The sequence below is a fragment of the Sphingomonas sp. MMS24-J45 genome (assembly GCF_044881195.1).
GTDB lineage: Bacteria > Pseudomonadota > Alphaproteobacteria > Sphingomonadales > Sphingomonadaceae > Sphingomonas.
On the sequence record NZ_CP173255.1, the window covers coordinates 3,052,931 to 3,073,942 of the forward strand.

The window sequence follows — 21,012 nt, forward strand, 5'->3', positions numbered from 1 at the left end:
CCGGTCAAATCGGAATATCGGCCCTTCCCGGACGCTTTTCAAGCGAATCCGGTCGAGACACAATTGGGAAACACGGTAATCCCGCGCCATGCCCCGCCTGTTCGTCGCCTTGCGCCCACCGCCCGAGATTCGCGCTCTGTTGCGCGCCCTGATGGCCGAGGTGCCGGGCGCGCGTTGGCAGTCGGATGCGCAGCTTCATCTCACGTTGCGCTACATCGGCGATGTCGATGCGAGCGTAGCCGACCGGATCGCTGCCGCGCTGGCGGGCATCCGCGCGGCACCGCTCGCGCTGCGATTTGCGGGCGTCGGGACGTTCGATCGGCATGGCCGCGTCCACACGCTATGGGCCGGGGTGGCGCCGCAGGACGCGGTCGCCGGGCTGCAGGAAAGCGTCGATCGGGCGCTCACCGACATCCTCCCGCCGCCTGATCAACGCCCGTTCGTGCCGCACATCACGCTCGCGCGCCGCGCGCTCGGGGCCGGGGATGCCGCGGCAGTCACGGCGTGGCAGCAGCGGCACGCGGACCTGAACACACCACAGTTCATCGTGTCGAGCCTGTCACTGTATAACAGCGTCGCGGGTGAAGTCGGCTCGACCTATCAAGAGCTGGCCGCGTGGCGATTGCAGCTATGACACGCCATCATGACACGCTTTTCATTCGCCACGCGGAATGATTTGCTGCATGGCAACATAGGATTGCGCTGAACCAAGGTACTGCAATGATGTATATCGCGGTCTTGATCGCCATGCTGGTGTCGGTTGGTGCAGCGGTCGTTGCACGCAAACGCCGGTTGCAGCGGCGCATCCGCCCCAAATCCCGGTATTTTTCGGTTAGCCTCGCACAGCCCAAGGCGGTCGACCCGGTTGATAAGGCACCTAACTGACCCATCCGCCCACGCGGCGAAATCGCTTTCGTAATCTCGGTATGCTCTGCTAGGCCTCTCGGAAGAACAGAAACTTCCCGAGAGGAATACCGATGGCGATCGAACCGGCCCCGCAACCGGCAGCCCCGCCCACCCGCGCGACGGGGTATGCCTGGTACGTGCTGGGCATCCTGTTCGTGGTGTACGTGCTCAATTTCGTCGATCGCCAGATCATCTCGATCCTGGCCGAGGATATCAAACGCGACCTGCATTTGAAGGATGAGGATCTCGGCTTCCTCTATGGCACCGCGTTCGGCGTGTTCTATTCGCTCTTCGGCATCCCACTCGGTCGGCTCGCCGACCATTGGAGCCGCGTCCGGCTGATGACGCTCGGCCTGGTCTTGTGGTCGAGCATGACCGCGCTGTCGGGCTTTGCGCGCAGCGGCGGGGCGCTGGTCGGCGCACGGATCGGCGTCGGCATCGGCGAGGCGACCGCAAGCCCATCTGCTTACTCGCTCATCTCCGACTATTTCCCGAAGAAGCTGCGCGCCACTGCGCTCGCCATCTATTCCTCCGGCCTCTACGTCGGCGGCGGCGTGTCGCTCAGCATCGCCGGGCTGATCGTCCACCGCTGGAACACCGCTTATCCGGAAGGCGGCCCGCTCGGCCTGCACGGCTGGCAGGCGGCGTTCATCGCGGTCGGTCTGCCCGGCCTGCTGATCGCCTTGCTGGTCGCAACCTTACGTGAACCCAAGCGCGGCGCGGTCGAGGGTCTGCCCGAACCGGACCGTCATCCAGCACCATTCAAGGCGCTGATCGACGATCTTGTGACGATCGTCCCGCCCTTCACGCTGATCGGCGCGGCGCGCGGCGGCGCCAAGTCACTGGCAATCAATATCCTCGCGCTCGGCATCGTCGCCGGGGCTATCGCGGTACTGCGCGCCTATGGCGAGCCGTGGCCGCAATGGACCGCAGTCGGACTCGGCGCCTATGCCGTCTTTTCTTGGGCGAGCGCGCTGAAACGCCGCGATTTGCCGACTTATACGCTGGTCATCGCCAATCCGGCGTTCATCGCCGTGGTCATCGCTTACGGCCTCAACGCCTTCGTCGCATACGGCGTCAGCCTGTGGTCCGCGCCGTTCGCGATGCGCAATTTGGGCGTCACGATCCAGCAGGCCGGCGGCACGATTGGCGGGACGCTTGCCTTCGGTGGCTTCGTCGGCGTCACGGTCGGCGGCATGATCGCCGATCGCCTGCGCCGCTGGCGGCCGGAGGGGCGGATCATGGTCATCCTGTTCGGCGCGATCGTGCCGATCCCGTTCATCATCCTCGCCTTCCGCAGCAGCGATGTCGGGACGTTCGTGCCCTGCCTGCTGGTCGCCGCGACCTGTGCCGCGACTGCGCTGGGCGCAGCGGGCGCGACGATGCAGGATCTGGTGCTTCCCCGGATGCGCGGCACGGCGACCGGGGCCTTCTTCATCGGCACGACGCTGTTGGGGCTGGCGATGGGCCCGTACCTCGCCGGGCGCGTCTCGACGCTGACCGGGAGTCTCTCGACCGGTGTGCTCTCGCTCCTGCTCAGCGCGCCGATCACCATCGCGGCCGGCATCGCCGCGTATCGCCTCGTGCCAAAGGCCGAAGCCAATCGCGAAGCCCGCGCGCGGGCGGCGGGGGAGGCGATCTAGTGCCGCAGCGCTACCAACGCCGTTCGCCCTGAGCCTGTCGAAGGGCACCTCGGCGACCGCAACCGCTGGTTATCGGCGCAGGGGCTTCGACAGGCTCAGCCCGAATGGCTTGAGTTGCACGTTCGGGCAAGGTCGGCCTTAGTTCGCCCCGAACACCCCGCACGCAATCCGCGCACCGCTATTGCCCGATGGGTCGGTCGTCAGATCATCGGCCTTGTCATGCACCACGATCGCCGAGCCATCCGCATCGAGCAGCCCCGCCATCGTCGCGCCCGGCACGACCATGCCGAGCGTCCCATGCCCGTTCGAGGCGATCACCAGATTGGGCAAATCGCCCTCATGCGGGCCAGCCGGGTTCATCGACCCGTGCTTCGCGCCCAGCGGATTCCAATGCCCGCCCGCGGTCTGGAAATCGGGCGCATCGCAATGGCCGGCGGTATGAATGTGCGCACCATGCGTCCCCGGGGTCAGGCCGTGCACGTCGAGCGTGAAGCGCAACCCCCCCGCCACTTCGCTCGCCACCGCGCGGCCGACATCGGCGCCGTCGGGCGTACGCAGCATCGCGACCGCCTGCGCGCCCTTCGCGATCGGCGCGCCGGTCGCGACCAATTCCTTGTCACAGGCCGAAAGCATGAGGGCTGTCGTCAGAACGGTCGTTGCGAGAGCGAATCGACGCATGGGAATCTCCTGGGTTCGTTGCGCGACTAGCTGCGCGTATCGGCCCGAACGCGCAACCGCCGCACATTGCTCCGCACCAAAAAAGGGCCGTGCGACACGATCGCACGGCCCCAATGTCCAAGGGAGGGACGTAAGGTTGAGTTCAGGCGCTGTTGGCGCTCGTCCGGATGTTTCCGTTGATGCCGGATGGGAAGAAGCCGCCGCCCACCAGCGCCGATTTCGATAGATAGACGATGTTGAGCACTTGGCCGGTGGTGCGGCTATACGCGATGCCGTTGGCATCGGTCGGCACGATGTTCGATTGCGTCGCATCGGGGCCGAGGATGCCTTGGTCGTCGTCGCTTGGCCCATCGAGGCTGTCGCGCGCGTCGCTGATCTTGCCCGCGCTTTGCGCCAACATCAGCGACGGGGTCTGCAGCCCCTTGGCATAGAGCACCGTCCGCACCAGCCCGGCATGATACGCCTCCGCCGCCAGGATGCCCGCCGCCGCCTCCAGATAAGTCTTGTTGCTGATCAGCGGTGACGCGCCCTTATAGGCCGATACCCCGACATCCTCGAAGATGAACGCGCCCAGCAGGAAATTCTCGTCGCTGGCATACGGGTCGAACGTGCCCGTCGGCCCGACCACCCCGGCCGCGCGCGCCGCCGCGGTAAAGGCGCCGTTTGCGCCGCCATCGATGTTGATCGCCGGCTGCGCGACCGCCGCCGATCCCAGCACCGATCGCAGGAAATTGACGTGCGCCGCTTCGTCCGCGGCAATCTCGCGGGCATATTGCGCCACTACCGGATCGGTGAAAGTGACCTGGCGGCCGCCCGTCACGGCACCGCCCGCCTGGCCGTTCCCGCCTGCGGTGGCGACATCGGGCAGACCCTGACCATAGACCGCGCGGACATAGAATTGCGCTTCGAGATATTCGAGGTTCAACGCGAAGTTGAGCACGTCCAGATCCTGCTGCGCACTGGCCGCCGGGCTCGGCGTCGGTGTTGTCGGTGGGGTGGGGACGCTGGTATTGTTGTCGCTGCACGCGGCGAGCAGTGACAGGCTACCCGCCGCCATCGTCGCGCCTGCGGCGCTGCGCAGGAAGGTGCGGCGTTCGGCGCGGCGGCGTTCGCCGGCCTCCAGGATCAGGTTGAGAGTCGAACTATCGGACATGTGGGAATCTCCCCGAGGAAAGTGGGCAGGCCAGAGCGGGCGTCAGTTCGCGCCGCTGTAGCGAAGCTCCATGTTGGGGTTGTTGGTACCGGCCGGGAAAAACCCGCCGCCGATCTGCCGCACGTTGGTCAGATACGCGATGTTGTGGACCTGCGCGACGCTGCGGCTGAAAGCGATGCCTTGTGCATCCAGCGGCACGATGTTCGACGCGAGCGCACCGTTGAGCGTCGTCGGCGAAATGCCCTGGTCGAGATCGCTCGTGCCATCCAGGCTGTCACGCGCGTTCGAGATCGCATCGGCCGAGGTACGCAGTGTCGGCGTCGCCACGCCGCGTGCATAGAGCGCGGTACGCACCAACCCGGCATGATACGCCTCGACCGCGAGGATCCCCGCGGCCGCTTCCAGATAGGTCTTGTTCGAAATCAGCGGCGCGGCGCCCTTGTACGCTGTCACGCCGACGTCTTCGAAGATGAACGCGCCGAGCAGGAAATTATTGTCGTTCGCATAGACGTCGAACGACGCGCCCGCGCCGATCAACCCGGCGGCGCGTGCCGCATTGCTGAAGGCGCTGGTCGGCGTTACCCCGATGTCGAGCGCGGGCTGGGCAATCGCGGCGTTGCCAAGCTGGTTGCGCAGGAACGTCACGTGCGCGACCTCGTCTTGCGCGATTTCCTTGGCGTAAGCGGAGACGACCGGATCGGTGAACACCACCTTGCGCCCGCCGGTCACGGCACCCTGCGTGCCCACGCCAGTCAGCAGATTGGCCGGAAGGCCCGTGCCGAACACCGCAAAGCTGTAGAATTGCGCCTCGAGATATTCGAGGTTGAGCGCGAAGTTTAGAATATCGGCATCGGACGGCGCGGCTTGCGCGGACGCCGCGCTACTCAGCGACGCTGCCGCAATCCCGCCCCCGGCGAGGGCTGCGGCACCGAATGCCGTTCTGAAAAATTCCCGCCGCTCATTCCGTCGCTCGACGCGCCGGTCGAATGCGTCGATCACCTGCTGTGTGTCATCGGTCATGGATCGGACCTCCCTTTATGGCTGGTGAAGGGGCAAACTCGTCCGCGCAAAACTGGTTCCAAGTGTCTGAAAATAAACAATAAAATGTGATTTTTAGGCGCAAACGACAGCGCCTTCGCAATCCGTCGGATGCGAAGCGCTTTGCACGCAAAGGTACGGGCCGCCGCACACGGCGGATGCACACCGGACGAAATTTGTTTGTATTTAAAGACAGCTAGCGCCGTAAGGTCGACCGGACGAGGCGCGTCGACGCAATACGGTCGGGCGTACGGGTGTTACGCGCCGCCGTCGCTTGGCGGATCAGACGAACCCGACATTCCACGTCGAGCTGTTATAATTCCCGATATTCGGGAGCACCGTCGGCATATCCCCCGCCGACACGCCGAACCAGCTCGCCAGCGTCGCCGCATATTGATCGACCGACATCGTCGGCAGCAACCGACCCTGGCCCACATCGTCGGGCGTATTGTTGCCGATCGCGGGCGGCGTCCCGTAGAAGCGCTGGCCGCGCACCGCATCGCCCATCACGAAGTGCATGCTGCCCCAACCGTGATCGGACCCGTCGTCGTTCGATTGCAGCGTCCGCCCGAAGTCGGAGGCGGTGAAGGTCGTCACCTTGTCGGCCACGCCCAGCGTCTTGGTCGTGTCGTAAAACGCCTTCAGCGCATTGGCGAGCAGCCCGGTCTGCGTCGGGTGGTTCGCCACCAGCGCATCGTGCATGTCCCACCCGCCGATCGACACGAAGAACACTTGCCGCCGCGCGCCGAGCTCGGACGAAACCGAAATCAGCCGCGCGACGATCTTCAACTGGTCGGCCAGGCTGTTGGGCGTCGGGAAGCCGGTGAAATTGGCCGCCGGAGCGCCCGCCAGCGCGGTATTGACCTGCGCATAGGTGTCGAGCGCGCGCTTGCTCACGCGCGCATGTTCGCTCTGGAAGATGTTGGCCTGCGATCCCGTCATCAGCGTGCGCAATGTGCTCGCCGCCGTGGTCGATCCGAACAGCGAGCTGCCATTGTTCAGCAGCGCGATCGGCCCGCCGGTGCCGACCGAATATTGGATCGCGGTCCTGCCGGTCAGGAACACCGCATTGCCGGTGGCATTGATGCAGGTCAGCGTGGACGATCCATTGCCGCTCTGGAACAGATCGCCGATCCGCCCGCCCCAGCCCGACGTCGCCCCCTCCGGGTTGCTCGCCTGCCAGAAGCTTTGCTGGTCGTTATGGCTGAACAGCTTCGGCGGCAGCGGGACGGAGTTGTTGCTATATTGCGCCTTGGTCGTCGGCTGGATCAGCGTTCCGACATTGAGCGCCACCGCGATCTTGCCCGCATTGAAGATCGGCAGCAGCGGCGCCAGCGTCGGCGCCAGCGCATATTGCCGCCCGCCCGGCAGCGCCGTTACCGGATTGAGCACCGTCGCATCCAGCGTATTGCGCGCCAGCGCGATGTTGCTCCGCGCCGCCTGATACAGATTGTAACTCGCCTGATCATAGGGCGGCAGCGTGTTGGCATAGTCGTTCCCGCCGTACAGGAACACGCAAACGAGCGCCTTGTAGTCGGTCGTAACCGCCGCCGCCGCCTCGCCGATCGCGGCCAGGCTGGTGACGAACGGCATCGCGCTCCCCGCCAGGCCGAGCGCAGCCGAGCGTTTGAGGAAGGCGCGGCGCGATTGATAGCCGGTGTCGCTGGTGTTCATCGGTCCGGTCCTTATCGAAAGGTCAGATAATCGGGCGAGGCCATCGTCAGCAGGATCGCGGTCATCACGCGGTTGCTGGGGCCGGTCGCGCCGGTGTTGGCGATGCTGTCGACCGCGCCCTTGATCGCGGCGATCGTCGCGCTGGAAAGCTGACCGTTCGCCAGCACCAGATTGACCTCGTCGACCAAGGCCTGGCTGTCCCCGGCCAGCGTCAGGATCGTCGAATAGTCCGCCTTGAAGTCGCCGGTCCCGTTGGCGATCAGCGCCTGCATGTAATTGATATACGCAACGACGCTCAGCTCATTGGTGATCTGGAATTCCGGCGCGACCAGCCCGGCGGCGGAAATCGCGGTGTTCGCCGGCGTGTATCCGGGCCGGAAGAAGTTGAACACCGTAACGCTATGCCCGATCGACTGGGCGAGGCGCGTGCTCGAACTCGACGTATCGCCGATCGTCCAGGCATTGGACGGCGAACTCGCCGAAAACGCCCGCGCCCATCCGGTCAGCCGCAGCACTGGCTCGCGCAATTTGCCGGTGTTGGTCCCCGTCACCGCCGTCACGTCGCGCGCCTCGGCATCGAGCAGGATCGCGCGGATCACCGCCTTCATATCGCCGCGCACGCCAGCGCCGTTGTTGGCAAACACCGCCGCCACCCGAGCGACATAAGCAGGGGAGGGGTTCGACGTCACCATCCGCTGGATCAACTGTTTCGACACGAATGGCGGCACGTTGGAATGCGCGAAGATCGCATCCAGAGCGAGGTTTACCGCCGCCATCCCCTCGGTCCCCGCCGGAATCGTCGTGCCGAGGAAGCTCGATGCGCCGCTTTCATGCTGCGACGCCGTCATCACCAGCGGCGCGCGGTGGCGGTCGGGCGTGGTGCTGACGCTGGACGCCAGGTTCAACCCCGTGAACACCCGCGCCAGCCCCGACACGTCGGCCGGCGTATAGGTCTCCAGCGGCTTGCCCCCGCTGGTCTTCACGCTCCCGTCGGGGTTCAGCTGATACAGGCCGAGCGTGAAGAGCTGCATCAGCTCGCGCGCATAATTCTCGTCGGGCTGCGATCCGGTGGCGGTGTTCGCCTTCTTGTTGCCCAGGAAGGTGAGGAACGACGCCATAGCGGCATTGGTGGTGATCGCCCCCAACAGCGTCCTAAAATTCCCGAACGCATTGTCGAGCAGCACGTCGAAATAGGCCGCGCCTGCAAACTGTTTCCAGTTGAGCGTCAGCCCGTCGATCCCCACCACCAGCATTTCCGACAGCGCGATGCCGACGCGCTGCCGCAACTGATCGGGCTCGGCGATCATCTGCCGCCACATCGTCGGGTCGAACCCGGCGGTGTTGTTGATGTTCGCCGCGACATTGTAGCCGTTCGCCACCAGCCAGTCCCAATGGCTCGTCGCGCGGGGTTGCGCGAATTGCTGGGTGATCCACCCGTCGAAGCCGAGCGACTGGACGCTCGCGATCTCGCCCTTGGTCGCGCCCATCGTCGCCTGGCCCAGGAAGCGGCTCGCCGCCGCCGCCGCGATCGGGGTAGGGGTAGGCGTCGCGGGGGTAGGGGTGGGGGATCCGCCCGCGCTCGCGCCCGTGCCCCCTGCGCCGCCGCCCGAGCACGCCGCCAGCGCCAGCCCGGCCGCCAGTGTCGTCAGCGAAGCCCCCGAAAGCCCCACCGGCACCGCCGGATCGGGCGCGTCGTCCGCCGCCACCTCCGGCGCGATCGTGTCGAGAATCGTTTCAGCCACGTTCCGTCCCCCCAAACCCGGCCGGTGCGCCGGTTCGGCATCTTCCGCCCGATCCGGACATATCAGGCCGGGCGCTGCGAGCCTATCGAACAGTGGCGGCAAAGGGCGTCAATGCGGAGTTTACCGTAGCCGCGCCGGGCAGGGGAGCGGGGTATTTATCGCAAGGGCGGGGCTGTAGGACAGGGGGGCGGGTCTGCCCAACGCGGCTGCCCTCTGTGAGGTCGCACGATATCGATCGAGCGCGGGAATCTCCGTCATGCAAAAAGCGCACCCACGCCGGTGGGGGCATGGGTGCGCTCAATTTATCCTCTTATGGAACGCTCGCTACTTTGCGGGCGCCAGTTCCCGCTTATCCACAATCGCGCTTTTCATGCCTTCACCCCTGGCGATGGAAGACGTTGCGGGGATCCCCTGATAGCCAGCAATCAATTCGGCACTCGCCATGCCGGGGGCGGTCGACTTTCCACCAATCAAGTCGCGAGTCGCCTTTTCAATCCGGTCGCCAATCCGGGCATCGACATTGCGCCAATAAGCAAACGCGCGTTCCAGAATTGGCTCGCTGACCCCATCGGCGAGATGCCCTGCAACATTGTTGACGAAACGGTCGCGCTGGGCATCGTCCATGACATCACGCACCAATGCGCCGGCCTGGCTCCAATCGTCGTCGTCCGCGCGCAAGGTATAGGCGGCGCGGATCATTTCTCCGTCGGCCATCCAGGTTGCTTCGCCCCCGACCTGAGGCTGTGCGCCCGGCCCACCATAGGAGTTGGGGGCATATACCGGGTCCAGCGCATTGACGGTCCGACCTTGGCCCGCGCGCGAATATGAGTGAACCTCCGCCGCCTTCGCCTGGTTGACCGGAATCTGCTTGTAATTCACCCCAAGCCGGGCTCGGTGCGCATCCGAATAGGAAAATCCACGCGCCAACAGCATTTTATCCGGGCTGAGGCCGATGCCGGGAACCATGTTGTTGGGTTCGAAGGCGAGCTGCTCGATCTGGGTGTCCCAATCCACCGGGTTGGTATCCAGCGTTAACTTCCCAACTTCGATCAATGGATAATCGGCGTGCGGCCATGTCTTGGTCAAATCGAACGGGTTGATTCGGTATGTCTTGGCGTCTTCGAACGGCATGATCTGGAATTTCAGCGTCCAGGTCGGAAACGCACCTTTGGCGATGTGGTCAAACAAATCACGGCGGTGATAATCGCCGTCTTGGCCGGCCATCGTGTCCGCTTCGGCCTGCGTCAGGTGCGCATTCCCGTCACCCAAATCAGTGTGGAAATGCCACTTTACCCAGAACTTCTCACCCGCTTCGTTTATCAGCATGTAGGTGTGACTGCCGTAGCCGTTCATCTCGCGCCAGTTCTTCGGCACACCGCGGTCGCCCATCAGATAGGTGACCTGATGCGCACTTTCCGGGCTTAGTGTCCAGAAGTCCCACTGCATGTCGTGGTCGCGCAATCCATTGTCGGCCCGGCGCTTCTGGCTGCGGATGAAATGCTGAAACTTCATGGGATCGCGGATGAAAAAGATCGGCGTGTTGTTGCCAACCATGTCGAAATTGCCGTCCTCGGTATAAAATTTGACCGAAAACCCGCGGGGATCGCGCCACGTGTCGGGGCTCCCGCGCTCTCCGGCGACGGTGGAGAACCGCATGGCGGTCTCCACCTTCGCGCCCGGCTGCAAGAATTTTGCCTTGGTGTATTTGCGCAGGTCGGCGGTGACCTCGAAATGGCCGAACGCGCCGCTTCCCTTGGCGTGTGGCTGGCGTTCCGGAATACGCTCACGGTTGAAGTTCGCCATTTGCTCGATCAGGTAGAAATCGTTCAGCACGATCGGTCCATCACGGCCAAGAGTCAGCGAATGCTCTTCGCTCTGTACGGGGATGCCGGCGTCGGTGGTGGTGCGGGGCGGGGTGTTGCGGTCAGTCATGGCGGTCGCCTTTGCGGTGCGGGGGGAGCGGTCAGCCCAATAACGGCGATGCTCAGCACACGTTCCGTCAACGGGTCTCAGCATCGTGCTGTTCCTGCCGCGCCGCTGCGCCGTCCCGATCCGCACCCTAGCGGTTTCCCCCACTTCCCCCAAACCCCCACCCGCGCTAAGGCCCGCCACGACTCTCGCTTTCGCCCGGCCCGGGCGCGCCCGCGCGGCATCTTGCCGCCTCCCCGCCGCGCCCGCGTCAGGCACCATCAAGGGAAGGACCCGCATGACTGCCATCGGCCAGGATACGCTCGGCACCCGCGCCACGCTCGACGTGAACGGCGCGCGCTACGATTATTACAGCCTCGCCACTGCGGCGGAAAAGCTGGGCGATATCAGCCGGCTGCCTTTCTCGATGAAGGTGCTGCTCGAAAACCTGCTGCGTTTCGAGGACGGCGTCACCGTCACCACCGAGGATGTGCAGGCGATCATCGACTGGCAGCAGGAGCGCAAGTCCGACCGCGAAGTGCAATATCGTCCCGCACGCGTGCTGATGCAGGATTTCACCGGCGTCCCCTGCGTGGTCGATCTCGCGGCGATGCGCGATGCGATCACCAGGCTCGGCGGCGATGCCGCGAAGATCAATCCGCTCGTCCCCGTCCACCTCGTGATCGATCACTCGGTGATGGTCGACGAATTCGGCACGCCCAAGGCGTTCGAGGATAACGTCGAGCTCGAGTATCAGCGCAACAATGAGCGCTACGAGTTCCTGAAATGGGGCTCGAAGGCGCTCGACAATTTCAAGGTCGTGCCCCCCGGCACCGGCATCTGCCATCAGGTCAACCTCGAGAATCTCGCGCAGACGGTGTGGTCGTCGACCGCGCCCGACGGCAGCAAGATCGCCTATCCCGACACCTGCGTCGGCACCGACAGCCACACCACGATGGTCAACGGCCTCGGCGTGCTCGGCTGGGGCGTCGGCGGGATCGAGGCGGAGGCCGCGATGCTGGGCCAGCCGGTTTCGATGCTGATCCCCGAAGTCGTCGGCTTCAAGCTCCACGGCAGCCTGGCCGAGGGCATCACCGCGACCGATCTCGTGCTCACCGTCACGCAGATGCTGCGCGCGAAGGGCGTGGTCGGCCGTTTCGTCGAGTTCTACGGCCCCGGCCTCGACGCGCTGTCGCTGGCGGACCGCGCGACGATCGCCAACATGGCGCCCGAATATGGCGCGACCTGCGGCTTCTTCCCGGTCGATGACGCGACGCTCGATTACATGCGCCTCACCGGCCGCAGCGAGGAAAATATCGCGCTGGTCGAGGCTTATGCGCGTGCGCAGGGCATGTGGCGCCTGGCGGATGCGCCCGATCCGGTCTTCACCGACACGCTCGAACTCGACATGGCGAATGTCGTGCCCTCGCTCGCCGGGCCGAAGCGCCCGCAGGACAAGGTCGTCCTCACCGAGGTCGACGACACCTTCAACGCCGATCTCGCGAAGGTCTACAGCCACGCCTCGGCCAAGCGCGTGCCGGTCGCCGGGCGTGACCACGACATTGGCGACGGCGACGTGGTGATCGCCGCGATCACCAGCTGCACCAACACCTCGAACCCGTCTGTGCTCGTGGCGGCAGGTCTGGTCGCGCGGAAGGCCAATGCGTTCGGGCTGAAGCCCAAGCCGTGGGTCAAGACCTCGCTCGCGCCGGGGTCGCAGGTCGTCACCGACTATCTCGACAAGGCTGGCCTCACGTCGGATCTGAACGCCGTCGGCTTCAACCTCGTCGGCTATGGTTGCACCACCTGCATCGGCAACAGCGGTCCCTTGGCCGCGCCAATCTCCGCCGCGATCAACGAAAACGACATCGTCGCAGCGTCCGTGTTGTCCGGCAACCGCAACTTCGAAGGCCGCGTCTCGCCAGACGTCCGCGCCAACTTCCTGGCCTCGCCCCCCTTGGTCGTCGCCTACGCGCTGAAGGGCACCGTCACCGAAGATTTCACGACCACCCCGATCGGTCAGGCGACCGACGGCACCGACGTGTATCTGAAGGACATCTGGCCCACCAATGCCGAGGTCCGTGAGGTCATGGATTCGAACATCGACCGCGAAATGTTCCAATCGCGCTATTCGAGCGTCTTCCTCGGCGACGCCAAGTGGCAGGCCATCGCGATCGAAGGATCGGACACCTACGCCTGGCCGCCGGCTTCCACATACATCGCCAACCCGCCCTATTTCGAAGGCATGACGATGACCCCGGCGCCGGTGCAAGACATTGTCGAAGCACGACCATTGGCGATCCTGGGCAATTCGATCACGACCGATCACATCTCCCCGGCGGGCTCGATCAAGGCCGACTCGCCGGCCGGCAAGTGGCTGATGGATCGTCAGGTCAATCGCGCCGATTTCAACAGCTACGGCGCCCGCCGCGGCAACGACAACGTCATGGTCCGCGGTACTTTCGCGAATATTCGCATTAAAAATGAAATGGTGCCGGGCGTCGAAGGCGGCATGTCGTCGTACAAGGGCGAGGTGATGCCGATCTATGACGCGGCGATGCGCTTCAAGGCCGACGGTACGCCGCTGGTCGTCATCGCGGGCAAGGAATATGGCACTGGGTCGTCGCGCGATTGGGCGGCGAAGGGCACCAATTTGCTCGGCGTGCGCGCGGTCATCACCGAAAGCTTCGAGCGCATCCACCGCTCGAACCTGGTCGGCATGGGCGTGCTCCCGCTGCAGTTCGCCGAAGGCGTCGATCGCAAGACGCTGAAGCTCGACGGATCGGAGAGCTTCACGATCATGAAGGTCGCCGAAATCCGCCCGCGTCAGGATGTCGAAGTGGTGATGACGCGCGCCGATGGCACGGTCGAAACCTTCCTGACGCGCTGCCGGATCGATACCGTCAACGAGCTGGAATATTTCCTCAACGGCGGCATCCTGCAGTACGTGTTGCGCAAGCTGGCCGCATGACGGTGGCGATCGAGGTTGTGGGATGGGCAGCGGCGCTGCTCATCCTCGCCTCGTATCTGCTTGTTTCGATGGGTAAACTCTCCGGCCAATCGGTGGCGTTCCAATGGATGAACGTCATCGGGGCGGCCGGATTTATCGTCAACAGTGGCTGGCATGGCGCATGGCCATCGACCTCGCTCAACGTGGCATGGGCGGCGATCGGGCTGGTGACGCTATGGCGGATCGGGCGCGGCCGGACCGGGCCGGGCCTGCAGCATAAGGAAATGCCCACCACGCGAAGCTGCGCGGCGGGCATCCTTTCCTCCCCAGGAAACTTTCAAAGCCTGTTTTGTCGGTCGCATCTTTACAAAGGCTGCGCCGAAGCAAATCCGGTAAGCAGGCAATTCCCCGATATTCCGGTCGGCTGCCACACAATTCGCAGCGTTCCCAAAGTCGCGATGTGCAGCTTCGCTGCTCACCAGAGTGTGATCTTGTAAAAATATCACAAATTGGGGCATGATGCCGACCGGGCTCCGATAGCGGGAGCCCGACGTAATCGAGGGTGCTCCAATGGCCGATCGCAAGCTCTTCGCCGGACACGCCATTCGCCGCTTGCGGCGGCAGGCAGGGTTGACGCAGGCGGCGATGGCCGAGATGCTGACGATCAGCCCGAGCTACCTCAATCTGGTCGAGAAGAACCAGCGCCCGCTATCGGCCTCGCTGATCGTGCGGCTCGCCGAAAGCTTCGATTTCGATCCGCGCGCGCTGGCGGCGGGGGAGCCTGGCGGGGGTGAGGCGGCGTTGCGGCGACGGCTGGCCGATCCGATGTTCGCCGATCTGGAAATCGACCGCAACGAACTGGCCGAGTGGCTGGCCGGAGCGCCCGGCGGCGCGGAGGCCTTTGCCCGCGCGTTTGACCGGATCGGGGCAGGGGGCGTCGATACGAGCGCGACGAGTGATCCGATCAGCGAAGTCCGCCGCGAAATCGAGCGCTGGCGCGGGCATTTCGCCGATCTCGACGCAATGGCCGAGACGCTGGCGGACGAGCTCCGCCTGGGCGCGGGTGACCTTTACGGCGCCATCGCCGAGCGCCTGCGCGTGAAGCATCAATTGACGATCCGCGTCCTGCCGGTCGACGTGATGCCCGACATGCTCCGCCGCACCGATCTCCACGCGCGGCAATTGCAACTGTCCGAAACGCTCGATCCTGCCTCGCGCACCTTCGCGGTCGCGTTCCAGCTCGCGCAGATCGAGGCGCGCGCGGAGATTGATGGCCTGGCCAAGGGCGCTGGCTTCACCGACCGCGCGTCCGAACGGCTCTATCGCCGCCACCTCGCCAGCTATTTCGCCGCTGCCGTGATGATGCCCTATGCTCGCTTCCTGCGCGCGTGTGAGGCGACGGGGTACGACATCGAATTGCTCCAGCGCCGTTTCGGGGCCGGGTTCGAACAGGTCGCGCACCGACTGACCACGCTGCAGCGGGTCGGCGCGCGTGGGCTGCCGTTCTTCATGGTGCGGATCGACCGGGCCGGGCAGGCGTCGAAGCGCTTTTCGGGCGCGAGCGGATCGCCGCTGGCCGAGGCAGAGGGGCGCTGCCCGTTGTTGCGGCTGCACGCTGCGTTCGATCGCCCGGGGAGCCTTGCGGTGCAGATGGTGGAGCTCGAAGACGAAACGCGCTGGCTGACGATCGCGCGCACCGTGACTCCGCAGGGGCGGCGTTATGGCGCGGTGCCGGCTGAATTTGCGGTGGGACTGGGCGTGTCTGCAACGCTCGGCGGGACGATGGCGGTGGCGCGCGGGCTCGATCTTAAGGGCGAGGCGACGCCGATCGGCCTCGGCTGCCGCGCGTGCGGCCGCGGCAATTGCCCGCAACGCTCGCTCCCGCCCGCGGGGCGCGCGCTGGTGCTCAACGAGCGCGAGCGTGGCGTCAGCGCCTTCACCTTTGGTGGGGACTGAGGTCGGCAGGCGCTTGTAAATAAGTGACATAACGACATAGCTGTTGGACCGGAGGCTGACAGATATACCCCGTCCGGGCGCAACTTTCGTAACTTTCGGATGTAAATCAGTGTACGGAATTGCCAATCCATACAGACGGGGCAATCCGATGACCTACCAGACCGACATCACCAAGACCGCCAGCCTGATCAAAAGCTTCAACGGCACCTGGGACGGCATCGACGCGGAGAGCGTCGCGCGGATGCGGATGCAGAACCGCTTCCAGACCGGGCTCGACATCGCGCGCTACACCGCCGCGATCATGCGCCGCGATATGGCCGCCTATGACGCCGATCCGGCGAAATACACGCAATCGCTCGGCTGCTGGCACGGCTTCATCGCGCAGCAGAAGATGATCAGCATCAAGAAGCACTTCGGCTCGACCGAGCGGCGCTATCTGTACCTCTCGGGCTGGATGGTCGCCGCACTGCGCAGCGAATTCGGTCCGCTGCCCGATCAGTCGATGCACGAGAAAACCAGCGTTCCGGCACTGATCGAGGAGCTCTACACCTTCCTCCGTCAGGCGGATGCTCGCGAACTGGGCATGATGTTCCGCGATCTCGACGCCGCCCGCGCCGCTGGTAACCAAGTGGAGGAGCAGCGCCTGATCAACGCGATCGACGGGTATCAGACGCATGTCGTGCCGATCATCGCCGATATCGACGCCGGTTTTGGTAATGCCGAGGCGACCTATCTGCTCGCCAAGAAGATGATCGAGGCGGGCGCCTGCGCGCTCCAGATCGAGAATCAGGTGAGCGACGAAAAGCAGTGCGGCCATCAGGACGGCAAGGTGACCGTGCCGCACGAGGACTTCCTCGCGAAGGTGCGTGCCTGCCGCTACGCCTTCCTCGAACTTGGCGTTGAGGACGGAATCATCGTCACGCGCACCGACTCGCTCGGCGCAGGCCTCACCAAGCAAATCGCGGTTTCGAAGGAAGCGGGCGATCTCGGCGACCAGTATAACAGCTACCTCGATTGCGAAGAAGTGACCGACCTGTCGACGATCAACGGCGACGTCGTCATCAACCGCGGCGGCAAGCTGATGAAGCCCAAGCGGCTGCCATCGAACCTGTTCCAGTTCCGCAGCGGGACCGGCGAAGACCGTTGCGTCATGGACTGCATCGCCTCGCTGCAGAACGGTGCCGACCTGCTGTGGATCGAAACCGAGAAACCGCATATCGAGCAGATCGCGGGGATGGTCGATCGCATCCGCGAGGTCGTGCCCAACGCCAAGCTGGTCTACAACAACTCGCCCAGCTTCAACTGGACGCTCAACTTCCGCCAGCAGGTGTTCGACGCGTGGGTTGCCGCGGGCAAGGATGTATCGGCCTACGATCGGGCCAAGCTGATGTCGGTCGATTATGACGGCACCGAATTGGCCGACGAAGCCGATGAGCGGATCCGCACGTTCCAGAAGGATGCGGCCGCGCGTGCGGGGATCTTCCATCACCTCATCACGCTGCCGACCTATCACACCGCGGCCTTGTCGACCGACAATCTGGCGAAGGAATATTTCGGCGAGGCGGGGATGCTCGGCTATGTGAAGGGCGTCCAGCGCAAGGAAATCCGCGAGGGGATTGCTTGCGTGAAGCATCAGAACATGTCCGGCTCCGACATCGGCGACGATCACAAGGAGTATTTCGCGGGCGAGGCGGCGCTGAAGGCCGGCGGCGCGCACAACACGATGAACCAGTTCGCGGCGTGACGCAGTAGCCGCAGCGCAAGCTGCGGCACGCCCGGCCGGCGGCGGGTCCAAGGACCCGCCGTCCGACGGCGCGGCTTCGCCGCGGCGGGCCCTTAAGCCCCCGCCACTGTCAACCGCTCAAGCTGCTCCGTCGTGAGCGCCAGATCCATAGACCCCAGTAACTCGTCAACCTGCGCCACACTCGTCGCGCTCGCGATCGGCGCAGTCACCGCAGGCTGCGCTGCCAGCCAGGCCAGCGCGATCTGCGCCAGCGTCGCGCCGGTCTCCTCGGCGACAGCGTCCATCGCAGCCAGCACCGCTGGCCCGCTACCATCCATGAACGCCTGCATTCGGCTACCACGGACGCTTTTCCCGAAATCTGCGGAGGAGCGATACTTGCCCGTCAGATAGCCCGATGCGATCCCATAATAGGGCACAACGCCGATATTGTGCTCGACGCAGTAATTTTGCAGCTCGCCTTCAAACTTGTGGCGGCTGACGAGATTATATTCGGGCTGCAGCACATGATAATGCGGCAGGCCATGAGTCCGCGCGAGATCGTTCGCCGATTTCAGCCGCGCGGCGTGGAAGTTCGACGCCCCGAGCGCGCGCACCTTGCCCGCATCGATCAGCTTCGAAAATGCCGCCAGCGCATCCTCCTGGCGCGTCGCATCGTCATCCTGGTGCGCGAAATACAGGTCGATCGTCTCGACGCCGAGCCGCTTGAGCGACGCATCGCACGCTGCGGCAATGCGCGCCGGCGCCAGCTTCTCGCCACCTTCGCCCGGCAACATGCCGACCTTGGTCGCGATCTGGACCTGGCCGCGCTTGCCCGATTGCTTGAGCCAGGCGCCGATCACCGCCTCGGACTCGCCGCCTTTGTGGACCGGAACCCAGGCCGAATAGACATCGGCGGTGTCGATCATCGTCCCGCCGCCGCTCACGAAAGCATCGAGCACCGCGAAGCTGGTCGCCTCATCGGCGGTCCAGCCGAACACGTTACCGCCCAGCACCAGCGGCGCGATGTGGAGATCGGTGGCACCCAGGCGGCGGAGCGTGGTCATTGCGGTTGGCTTTCATTGTCTCCGTCATCGTCCTCGTCGACGATTTCGGCGGCGTTGGTGTTGATGGTATTGGCGTCGAGGCGGGCCGCGGCATCATCGAGTGCCTTCTCCTCGCCAGGCGAAGCCCCCGTCGAAGTTGCGCCCCCGCTGCACGCCGCGATCAGCAGCAGCGGGGCCACTAAGATCGCCCGCTTCACTCTTCGATCTCGTTGCCGATGTCCTTCACGGCCCCACTCGTGGTATCGGCTACGCGGTCCGCTTTGTTGCCGAGCACCTCGGCAGCATTGTCGATCCGAGTTTCGGCGGCACCCAGCGCGGCGTCGGTGTCCGATACAGCCTTGGCGGCGGTCGCATTGGCATCTGCTTCGACGGTATTGGCAGTGTCGGCGGCCTGGCTTTGCGCTTTCGGGCTGCACGCGGCGAGCGCGAGGGTGGTCAGCGCGACGAGCGGCAGGATGCGGTAAATCTTCATGAAACGGCTCTCCTGATGGACGCGTCAGACGCTACTCAAGCCATCAAACTCGCGCAATCGCTTCCGGGTCCGCAGCAATCGCGTTGACCTCATATAAAGATATCTTTATATGTGCATCCCAGGATGAAAACGCTGTGACCATCGCCCTGGACATCTTCCGCGCGCTTGCCGACGCGACGCGGCTGCGCATCCTCGCGCTGCTGCGCACGATGGAGTTGTCGGTCGGCGAACTTGCGCAAGTGCTCGGGCAGAGCCAGCCGCGTGTCAGCCGCCATGTGAAAATTCTGTGCGATGCCGGAATCGCCGAGCGCCGCAAGGAAGGAAGCTGGGTGTTCGTTGCGCTGGGTAACGGCGCGATGGTCGGTCCGGTCATTGGCGCGCTCGATCAATGGGCGGCGATAGAGCCCGATCACTGGGCGGTCGCGGATGCGGCGCGGCTTGCGGCCGTGCGTGCCGATCGCGCGGCGTCGGCGGCAAGCTGGTTCGAGGCGAATGCCGGCCAGTGGGATGCGATCCGCTCGCTCCACATCGCCGAAAGCGAAGTCGAAGCGGCGATTTCGGCGGTGCTTGGCGATGCGCCGATCGGGCAGCTGATCGATATCGGCACGGGCACCGGGCGGATGCTCGAACTGTTCGCAGGCCGCGCAGACCACGCGCTCGGGATCGATCGCAGCTCGGAAATGCTGCGTCTCGCACGCGCTAAACTGTCGGAGCGGGGGCTCGGTAACGCCGAGTTACGGCAGGCCGATCTCTATGCCTTGCCGCTCGGCGACGGCGGCGCAGACGTCGCGATCATCCACCACGTCCTGCATTTCGCGCAGCAGCCCGGCGCCGCGATCGCCGAGGCCGCGCGGGTGCTCGGCCCCGGGGGGCGGCTGCTGATCGCCGATTTCGCGTCGCACGACCGGGAGGAATTGCGCACCAAGGACGGGCATACCCGCCTGGGCTTTGCCGACGAACAGATGGCGACCTGGTTCGCCGCCGCCGGTCTGGCCCCGGTGCGGACGGAAACGCTGGTCGGCGGCGAACTGACGGTGAAATTATGGCTCGCGCGCAAGCTGGGCCGGGTAACGCAGGAAATGAAGGCGGCATGATGGTTTCGGTCAAGCAAATGGAAGAGGCGCGCCACGCGCTGGCGACGCCGCTGTTCGCCGATCTGGCGGGCGATGCACGGATCAGCTTCGAGTTCTTTCCGCCCAAGTCGGAAAAGATGGAAGAAACGCTGTGGCAATCGCTGCAGACGCTCGCGCCACTCGGGCCGCGTTTCGTGTCGGTCACTTACGGCGCGGGGGGCACAACGCGCGAACGTACCCATGCCACGGTGGCAAGGATTGCACGGGAGACCGCCATTCCGGCCGCAGCACATCTCACCTGTGTCGCTGCGACACGCGACGAGATCGACGCAGTCGCCGATGCCTATTGGCAAGCCGGGGTCCGCCACATTGTTGCGCTGCGCGGGGATTCGCCGGTGCCGGGCGAGAAATTCCAGTCGCCGGTCGGCGGCTATGCCAATGCGGTCGAGCTGGTGGCGGGCTTGCGGAAACTCCATCCGTTCGAGATTTCGGTCTCGGCCTATCCCGAATGCCACCCGGATTCGGTCGATGCGGCGGCGGACATCGACAATCTCAAGCGCAAGCTCGATGCGGGCGCGACGCGTGCGATCACGCAATTCTTTCATGAGGCGGAGACCTTCTTCCGCTTCCGCGACGCAGCGACCAAGGCGGGCGTGACGGCTGAGATCGTGCCGGGTATCATGCCGATCATGAACTTCGGCGCGGTACAGCGCATGTCGGCGATGTGCGGCACGGTGGTGCCGCCGTGGATGGGCACGCTGTTCGAGGGGCTGGACGATCATCCCGCTGCGCGCCAGCTCGTGTCGGCCACGATCGCTGCGGAGCTGTGTCGGCGGCTTTATGCCGGCGGCGTACGCGATTTCCATTTCTACACGCTCAACCGTGCGGAATTGAGCTTCGCGATCTGCCATCTGCTCGGCATCCGGGCGAAGGCTGCGGCGCCTGCGCACGCCGAAGCGGCATGAGCAACACCGTCGTCACCCCAGCGAAGGCTGGGGTCTCACGCTGCACGTGTGCCACCTATAACGTAAA

The 21,012-nt window shown here is 64.8% G+C and carries 18 protein-coding genes; 9 read left to right on the forward strand and 9 right to left on the reverse strand.

The genetic code is table 11. The features are described from left to right. Window positions 1-88: 88 nt before the first annotated feature. The 3 genes from thpR (at window position 89) to AB5I39_RS14855 (ending at window position 2,549) form a co-directional block, all read left to right on the forward strand. The gene (thpR, locus tag AB5I39_RS14845; RefSeq protein ID WP_404368473.1) at window positions 89-634 is read left to right on the forward strand and encodes an RNA 2',3'-cyclic phosphodiesterase; all 546 of its coding nucleotides are present in this window, start codon (window positions 89-91) and stop codon (window positions 632-634) included. 86 nt (window positions 635-720) lie between these two features. Beyond that, the gene (locus AB5I39_RS14850) at window positions 721-885 is read left to right on the forward strand and encodes a hypothetical protein (protein ID WP_404368476.1); all 165 of its coding nucleotides are present in this window, start codon (window positions 721-723) and stop codon (window positions 883-885) included. A 92-nt stretch (window positions 886-977) separates the two neighbouring features. Further along, the gene (locus AB5I39_RS14855) at window positions 978-2,549 is read left to right on the forward strand and encodes a spinster family MFS transporter (protein ID WP_404368479.1); all 1,572 of its coding nucleotides are present in this window, start codon (window positions 978-980) and stop codon (window positions 2,547-2,549) included. A gap of 138 nt (window positions 2,550-2,687) precedes the next feature. On the opposite strand, the gene AB5I39_RS14860 is transcribed toward AB5I39_RS14855, so the two are convergent. The 6 genes from AB5I39_RS14860 to AB5I39_RS14885 all read right to left on the reverse strand — a co-directional run bounded on the left by AB5I39_RS14860 (window position 2,688) and on the right by AB5I39_RS14885 (window position 10,766). After that, window positions 2,688-3,227, reverse strand: a complete 540-nt coding sequence (locus AB5I39_RS14860) for a superoxide dismutase family protein (RefSeq protein WP_404368482.1) — start codon at window positions 3,225-3,227, stop codon at window positions 2,688-2,690. A gap of 142 nt (window positions 3,228-3,369) precedes the next feature. Then, window positions 3,370-4,380, reverse strand: a complete 1,011-nt coding sequence (locus tag AB5I39_RS14865) for a ferritin-like domain-containing protein (protein WP_404368485.1) — start codon at window positions 4,378-4,380, stop codon at window positions 3,370-3,372. A 42-nt stretch (window positions 4,381-4,422) separates the two neighbouring features. Continuing rightward, on the reverse strand, window positions 4,423-5,400 hold the full coding sequence (locus tag AB5I39_RS14870) for a ferritin-like domain-containing protein (protein ID WP_404368488.1): 978 nt from the start codon (window positions 5,398-5,400) through the stop codon (window positions 4,423-4,425). A 300-nt stretch (window positions 5,401-5,700) separates the two neighbouring features. Continuing rightward, complete coding sequence (locus AB5I39_RS14875; RefSeq protein ID WP_404368491.1) at window positions 5,701-7,092, reverse strand: DUF1501 domain-containing protein; 1,392 nt, start codon at window positions 7,090-7,092, stop codon at window positions 5,701-5,703. 11 nt (window positions 7,093-7,103) lie between these two features. Further along, on the reverse strand, window positions 7,104-8,834 hold the full coding sequence (locus tag AB5I39_RS14880; RefSeq protein ID WP_404368493.1) for a DUF1800 family protein: 1,731 nt from the start codon (window positions 8,832-8,834) through the stop codon (window positions 7,104-7,106). 324 nt (window positions 8,835-9,158) lie between these two features. Beyond that, window positions 9,159-10,766 (reverse strand): catalase, encoded by a 1,608-nt coding sequence (locus AB5I39_RS14885; RefSeq protein WP_404368496.1) that lies wholly within the window; start codon window positions 10,764-10,766, stop codon window positions 9,159-9,161. Between the two features lie 274 nt (window positions 10,767-11,040). On the opposite strand from AB5I39_RS14885, the gene acnA reads away from it, so the two are divergent. From acnA to AB5I39_RS14905, 4 genes are all read left to right on the forward strand, one after another. After that, complete coding sequence (gene acnA, locus AB5I39_RS14890) at window positions 11,041-13,713, forward strand: aconitate hydratase AcnA (protein WP_404368499.1); 2,673 nt, start codon at window positions 11,041-11,043, stop codon at window positions 13,711-13,713. Beyond that, window positions 13,710-14,189 carry a hypothetical protein gene (locus AB5I39_RS14895; RefSeq protein WP_404368502.1) on the forward strand — a complete coding sequence of 160 codons (480 nt, stop codon included), beginning with the start codon at window positions 13,710-13,712 and terminating at the stop codon, window positions 14,187-14,189. Before acnA ends, AB5I39_RS14895 begins: the two co-directional genes overlap by 4 nt. 73 nt (window positions 14,190-14,262) lie before the next feature. Beyond that, a complete protein-coding gene (locus AB5I39_RS14900; protein WP_404368505.1) occupies window positions 14,263-15,648 on the forward strand; it encodes a short-chain fatty acyl-CoA regulator family protein in 1,386 nt (461 codons plus the stop codon). Between the two features lie 148 nt (window positions 15,649-15,796). Continuing rightward, window positions 15,797-17,392 carry an isocitrate lyase gene (locus AB5I39_RS14905; protein ID WP_404368508.1) on the forward strand — a complete coding sequence of 532 codons (1,596 nt, stop codon included), beginning with the start codon at window positions 15,797-15,799 and terminating at the stop codon, window positions 17,390-17,392. A 92-nt stretch (window positions 17,393-17,484) separates the two neighbouring features. Here the strand turns inward: AB5I39_RS14905 and AB5I39_RS14910 are convergent, their stop codons facing one another. The 3 genes from AB5I39_RS14910 to AB5I39_RS14920 are packed head-to-tail and all read right to left on the reverse strand — an operon-like array spanning window position 17,485 to window position 18,907. Beyond that, the gene (locus AB5I39_RS14910; protein WP_404368511.1) at window positions 17,485-18,435 is read right to left on the reverse strand and encodes an aldo/keto reductase; all 951 of its coding nucleotides are present in this window, start codon (window positions 18,433-18,435) and stop codon (window positions 17,485-17,487) included. Beyond that, window positions 18,432-18,632 carry a hypothetical protein gene (locus AB5I39_RS14915; protein WP_404368514.1) on the reverse strand — a complete coding sequence of 67 codons (201 nt, stop codon included), beginning with the start codon at window positions 18,630-18,632 and terminating at the stop codon, window positions 18,432-18,434. Before AB5I39_RS14915 ends, AB5I39_RS14910 begins: the two co-directional genes overlap by 4 nt. Further along, the gene (locus tag AB5I39_RS14920) at window positions 18,629-18,907 is read right to left on the reverse strand and encodes a hypothetical protein (RefSeq protein WP_404368517.1); all 279 of its coding nucleotides are present in this window, start codon (window positions 18,905-18,907) and stop codon (window positions 18,629-18,631) included. Before AB5I39_RS14920 ends, AB5I39_RS14915 begins: the two co-directional genes overlap by 4 nt. Before the next feature lie 134 nt (window positions 18,908-19,041). Here AB5I39_RS14920 and AB5I39_RS14925 point away from each other — a divergent pair, with 134 nt between their 5' ends. Beyond that, on the forward strand, window positions 19,042-20,001 hold the full coding sequence (locus AB5I39_RS14925; RefSeq protein ID WP_404368519.1) for an ArsR/SmtB family transcription factor: 960 nt from the start codon (window positions 19,042-19,044) through the stop codon (window positions 19,999-20,001). Further along, window positions 19,998-20,945, forward strand: a complete 948-nt coding sequence (gene metF, locus AB5I39_RS14930) for a methylenetetrahydrofolate reductase [NAD(P)H] (RefSeq protein ID WP_404368521.1) — start codon at window positions 19,998-20,000, stop codon at window positions 20,943-20,945. Before AB5I39_RS14925 ends, metF begins: the two co-directional genes overlap by 4 nt. Window positions 20,946-21,012 lie beyond the last annotated feature (67 nt).

Coding starts and splice junctions, on each gene's coding strand:
- thpR (WP_404368473.1), top strand. CDS start 89: ATGCCCCGCCTGTTCGTCGCCTTGCGCCCACCGCCCGAGATTCGCGCT.
- AB5I39_RS14850 (WP_404368476.1), top strand. CDS start 721: ATGATGTATATCGCGGTCTTGATCGCCATGCTGGTGTCGGTTGGTGCA.
- AB5I39_RS14855 (WP_404368479.1), top strand. CDS start 978: ATGGCGATCGAACCGGCCCCGCAACCGGCAGCCCCGCCCACCCGCGCG.
- AB5I39_RS14860 (WP_404368482.1), bottom strand. CDS start 3,227: ATGCGTCGATTCGCTCTCGCAACGACCGTTCTGACGACAGCCCTCATG.
- AB5I39_RS14865 (WP_404368485.1), bottom strand. CDS start 4,380: ATGTCCGATAGTTCGACTCTCAACCTGATCCTGGAGGCCGGCGAACGC.
- AB5I39_RS14870 (WP_404368488.1), bottom strand. CDS start 5,400: ATGACCGATGACACACAGCAGGTGATCGACGCATTCGACCGGCGCGTC.
- AB5I39_RS14875 (WP_404368491.1), bottom strand. CDS start 7,092: ATGAACACCAGCGACACCGGCTATCAATCGCGCCGCGCCTTCCTCAAA.
- AB5I39_RS14885 (WP_404368496.1), bottom strand. CDS start 10,766: ATGACTGACCGCAACACCCCGCCCCGCACCACCACCGACGCCGGCATC.
- acnA (WP_404368499.1), top strand. CDS start 11,041: ATGACTGCCATCGGCCAGGATACGCTCGGCACCCGCGCCACGCTCGAC.
- AB5I39_RS14895 (WP_404368502.1), top strand. CDS start 13,710: ATGACGGTGGCGATCGAGGTTGTGGGATGGGCAGCGGCGCTGCTCATC.
- AB5I39_RS14900 (WP_404368505.1), top strand. CDS start 14,263: ATGGCCGATCGCAAGCTCTTCGCCGGACACGCCATTCGCCGCTTGCGG.
- AB5I39_RS14905 (WP_404368508.1), top strand. CDS start 15,797: ATGACCTACCAGACCGACATCACCAAGACCGCCAGCCTGATCAAAAGC.
- AB5I39_RS14910 (WP_404368511.1), bottom strand. CDS start 18,435: ATGACCACGCTCCGCCGCCTGGGTGCCACCGATCTCCACATCGCGCCG.
- AB5I39_RS14920 (WP_404368517.1), bottom strand. CDS start 18,907: ATGAAGATTTACCGCATCCTGCCGCTCGTCGCGCTGACCACCCTCGCG.
- metF (WP_404368521.1), top strand. CDS start 19,998: ATGATGGTTTCGGTCAAGCAAATGGAAGAGGCGCGCCACGCGCTGGCG.